Source organism: Kitasatospora sp. NPDC057518 (assembly GCF_042802075.1).
Classification (GTDB): Bacteria; Actinomycetota; Actinomycetes; order Streptomycetales; family Streptomycetaceae; genus Kitasatospora.
In genome coordinates this window covers 1-4,366 of sequence record NZ_JBHVEU010000602.1, presented here as the reverse complement: position 1 = coordinate 4,366, position 4,366 = coordinate 1, and the positions used below count along the sequence as shown (strand labels likewise).

The following is a 4,366-nucleotide window of genomic DNA, read 5'->3' as shown; positions in this document are numbered from 1 at the left end:
GACCGGGGCCGCCTGCACGGGCCTTCGTCAGTGCACGCCCTCGAAGAGGCTGGTCACGGAGCCCTCCTCGAAGACCTCGCGGATCGCGGCGGCGATCGACGGGGCGATGGACAGCGTGGTGATCTTGTCCAGCTGGATCGAGGCCGGGGTGGGCAGCGTGTTGGTGAACACGAACTCGCTCACCCGCGAGTTCTTCAGCCGGTCCGCGGCCGGGCCGGAGAGCACACCGTGGGTGGCGGCCACCACGACGTCCGCGGCGCCGTTGTCGAACAGCGCGTCGGCCGCGGCGCAGATGGTGCCGGCGGTGTCGATCATGTCGTCGACCAGCACGCAGACCCGGCCCTTGACGTCACCGACGACGTCGGCCGACAGGATGGTGTTGGCCTGGGTGATGTCGCGGCGCTTGTGGATGATCGCCAGCGGGGCGTCCAGCCGGTCGCACCACTGGTCGGCGACCTTCACGCGGCCGGCGTCCGGGGAGACGACCGTCAGCTTGTCGCGGTCGACCTTCCCGCCGATGTAGTCGGCCAGCAGCGGCAGCGCGAACAGGTGGTCCACCGGGCCGTCGAAGAAGCCCTGGATCTGCGCGGTGTGCAGGTCCACGGCCATCAGACGGTCGGCGCCGGCCTGGCGCAGCAGGTCGGCGACCAGGCGGGCCGAGATGGGCTCGCGGCCGAGGTGCTTCTTGTCCTGGCGGGCGTACCCGTAGAACGGCAGGATCGCGGTGATGCTCTTGGCGGAGGCCCGCTTCAGAGCATCGATCATGATCAGCTGTTCCATGATCCACTGGTTGATGGGAGCCGTGTGGCTCTGCATCACGAAGCAGTCCGCGCCGCGCGCGGAGTCCAGGAAGCGGACGTAGATCTCGCCGTTGGCGAAGTCCAGGGCCTTGGTGGGGACCAGCTCGGTCCCGAGCGCCTCGGCCACCTCCTTCGCCAGCTCCGGGTGGGCACGGCCGGAGAAGAGCTTCAGCTTCTTCTCACCCGACGTCGTGATCCCGCTCACTGCACCGTCTCCTCGCGTTGCGAACGCTGAACCCTCGACCCGGTGGCGGGCAGGCAGGGCCCGCTCGCGGTACGGGTTGGGGAATTGTCGGTACGCCTGGACACGGGCGGTAAGCCCTGTGGCGCACGTATGTCCCCAAGGTTACGCGCCCGCGCAGAAACCGTCCGCCTCGGGACCGTCCCCCGGCCCCGGCCCGCCCGCTCAGGCCTGCTCGGCCCCGTCCGCCGCCGCCTTCGCGGCCTGCGCGGACACCGTCCCGGGGCGCTTGCGCTCGACCCAGCCCTCGATGTTGCGCTGCGTGGCCCGGTTCACACCGAGCGCCCCGGCCGGGACGTCGTTGGTGATCACCGAGCCGGCGCCGGTGTAGGCGCCGTCACCGACGGTGACCGGGGCGATGAACATGTTGTCCGAGCCGGTGCGGCAGTGCGCGCCGATGACCGTGCGGTGCTTGTTCACGCCGTCGTAGTTCACGGTGACGGAGGCCGCGCCGATGTTGGTGCCCTCGCCGATCGTGGCGTCGCCGATGTAGGACAGGTGCGGCACCTTGGCGCCCTCGCCCAGCTCGGAGTTCTTCACCTCGACGTAGGTACCGACCTTCGCCTTGCGGCCCAGCCGGGCGCCCGGCCGCAGGTAGGCGTACGGGCCGGCGGTGGCCAGCTCGCCGATCTCGGCGCGGTCGGCCGTGGTGTTGCTCGCCCGGGCGCCGGCGCCGACCAGGGTGTCCTTGAGGGTCGAGTTCGGGCCGACCTCGCAGCCCTCGCCCAGGTGCGTGGCGCCCTGGAGCTGGGTGTTCGGCAGCACCACGGCGTCCGGCTCGTACGTGACCTGCACGTCGAACCAGGTGGTCGCCGGGTCCACCACGGTGACGCCCTCGCGCATCGCCCGCTCCAGCAGGCGGTCGTTCAGCAGCCGGCGGGCCTGCGCCAGCTGGACGCGGTCGTTGATGCCCAGGATGTCCCGGTGGTCCTCGGCCACCACGGCGCCGACCCGGTGGCCCGCCGTGCGCAGGATCTCCAGGGTGTCGGTCAGGTACTCCTCGCCCTGCGAGTTGTCCGTGGTGAGCTCGCCCAGCGCCGCGGTGAGCAGCTTGGCGTCGAAGGCGAAGACGCCGGAGTTGATCTCGGTGATCGCGCGCTGGGTGGCGCTGGCGTCGCGCTCCTCGACGATCGCGGCGACGGTGCCGTCCTCGTCCCGCAGGATGCGGCCGTAGCCGAAGGGCTCCGGGACGACGGCGGTCAGCACGGTGACGCCGTTCTGCTGGGCGGTGTGCGCGTCGGCCAGCCGGCGCAGGGTCTCCCCGGTCAGCAGCGGCGAGTCGCCGGCGGTGACGATCACGGTGCCGTCCAGCACGGCGCCGTCGGCGGCCAGCGACTCCAGCGCGGTGCGCACCGCGTGCCCGGTGCCGTTCTGCTCCGCCTGCACCGCGGTGCGGGTGGCCGGGTAGTGCTCCGTCAGGTGCGCCACGACCAGCTCGCGCTGGTGGCCGACCACGACGACCAGCTGGCCGGGCGTCAGTTCCCGGGCCGCCGAGACCGCGTGACCCACCAACGAGCGGCCGCACACCTCGTGCAGCACCTTGGGCAGCTTGTTCGACTTCATCCGGGTCCCGCCACCGGCGGCGAGCACGACAACGGCGGCAAGCGAATTGGCACCCATGCGGGGAGGCTCCTCGGTAGGTTCACAGAGAGGGCAGAGCAGGCCCGGCCCGGACCCAGGCCGGTCGCCATTCGCACAGTCCGCCGAGCAGCACCGACAATACCGGCGCCACGGATAACGCCCGAACCCGAGGCGTGCAGAGGCTCCGCCGCTAGGATTCGAACCCAGACAAAGGCCTCCAAAGGGCCCTGTGCTGCCATTACACCACGGCGGACAGTCGTGTCAGACCCTACCCGAGAGGGCCCTGCCGTGGGTATCGACTTGACCGATCCACGGCCCGGATTCCAGCCCCGGCGGCCGAACCCGCCGGCCCCCCGGTTCATCCATCCAGTCGGGTGAATTCACTCAAGCGCCGCGCGGCGGTGTGTTCCCCTGGACACGGAGCGCAACCTACGATGCCGTAGGTTACGCCAACGTAGCTCCGCTTCGCTCCCGTTCCGGGACGCCGCACAAGGGACGCCCATGACCATCCAGGCAGGCGAGGCGCGCGCGGGGAACGCCGCGTCCCGCACTCCGTCTCCCGACCCCGAACCCGCCGAACCCACCGACCCCGCCGCACCCGTGGAGACCGACGACGCCGTGGAGACCGCCGACCAGACCGCCGGGACCGGCGACTCCGACACCGCCGCCACCCGGCTGTCCGCCACCCGCGGCGGCGAGAAGCAGGGCCCGGCCGAGCGGATCGCGCTCTCCCTGTTCATCCTCGTGCCGTTCGCCGCCCTGGTCGCCGCCGTCCCGGTGGCCTGGGGCCGGGGGCTGGGCTGGACGGACCTCGCGATCACCGTCGGCATGTACTACCTCACCTGTCACGGCATCACCATCGGCTACCACCGCTACTTCACCCACGGCGCCTTCAAGGCCGGCCGCCCGATGCGCCTGGCGCTGGCGATCGCCGGGAGCCTCGCCGTCGAGGGCCCGCTGGTGCGCTGGGTGGCCGACCACCGCAAGCACCACCGGTTCAGCGACAAGGACGGCGACCCGCACTCGCCGTGGCGCTACGGGGAGAGCGTCCCGGCGCTGATGAAGGGCCTCTGGTGGGCCCACATGGGCTGGATGTTCGACGAGGAGCAGACCCCGCAGCTCACGTACGCCCCGGACCTGGTGCGCGACCCGGCCCTGCGGCGGATCTCCCGGCTGTTCTGGCTCTGGACCACCATCTCGCTGCTGCTGCCCGCGCTGATCGGCGGCCTGGTGAGCCTGTCCTGGGAGGGCGCGCTCTCCGCCTTCTTCTGGGGTTCGCTGGTCCGGGTGGCGCTGCTGCACCACGTCACCTGGTCGATCAACTCGATCTGCCACGCCGTCGGCCGGCGCCCGTTCCGCTCCCGGGACCGCTCCGGCAACGTCTGGTGGCTGGCCGTGCTCTCCTGCGGGGAGTCCTGGCACAACCTGCACCACGCCGACCCGACCTCGGCCCGGCACGGGGTGCTCCGCGGGCAGATCGACTCCTCGGCCCGGCTGATCCGCTGGTTCGAGCTGGCCGGCTGGGTCCGGGACGTCCGCTGGCCGGACGCGCAGCGGATCGCCGCCCGCCGCGCCGCATGAGGCGGCGCTTCCAGCATGATGTAGGGGTGAACGGGAGCAGCGCAGACAGCAGGGGCGGTCACCACGGCACGCGGACGGACGCGGCGCCCGCCACGGCGCAGGCCCGTCCGCGGGCCGCCGCACCGGCGGCCGGCACCGACGACGGAGGTCCGGACCGGGGCGC

Annotated in this window: 3 protein-coding genes and 1 tRNA gene; 1 reads left to right on the top strand and 3 read right to left on the bottom strand. The window is 72.0% G+C overall.

Translation table 11 applies throughout. The features are described 5' to 3' along the window. Positions 1 to 27 precede the first annotated feature (27 nt). From ACFU7Z_RS36895 to ACFU7Z_RS36885, 3 genes are all read right to left on the bottom strand, one after another. Positions 28 to 1,005 carry a ribose-phosphate diphosphokinase gene (locus tag ACFU7Z_RS36895; protein ID WP_049653615.1) on the bottom strand — a complete coding sequence of 326 codons (978 nt, stop codon included), beginning with the start codon at positions 1,003 to 1,005 and terminating at the stop codon, positions 28 to 30. A gap of 201 nt (positions 1,006 to 1,206) precedes the next feature. Further along, a complete protein-coding gene (glmU, locus tag ACFU7Z_RS36890; protein ID WP_049653614.1) occupies positions 1,207 to 2,661 on the bottom strand; it encodes a bifunctional UDP-N-acetylglucosamine diphosphorylase/glucosamine-1-phosphate N-acetyltransferase GlmU in 1,455 nt (484 codons plus the stop codon). Positions 2,662 to 2,804: 143 nt separating this feature from the next. Then, positions 2,805 to 2,875, bottom strand: a tRNA-Gln gene (locus ACFU7Z_RS36885). A 248-nt stretch (positions 2,876 to 3,123) separates the two neighbouring features. Between ACFU7Z_RS36885 and ACFU7Z_RS36880 the strand changes: the two genes are divergently transcribed. Further along, a complete protein-coding gene (locus ACFU7Z_RS36880; RefSeq protein WP_079271852.1) occupies positions 3,124 to 4,203 on the top strand; it encodes a fatty acid desaturase in 1,080 nt (359 codons plus the stop codon). The last annotated feature ends 163 nt before the right edge of the window (positions 4,204 to 4,366 follow it).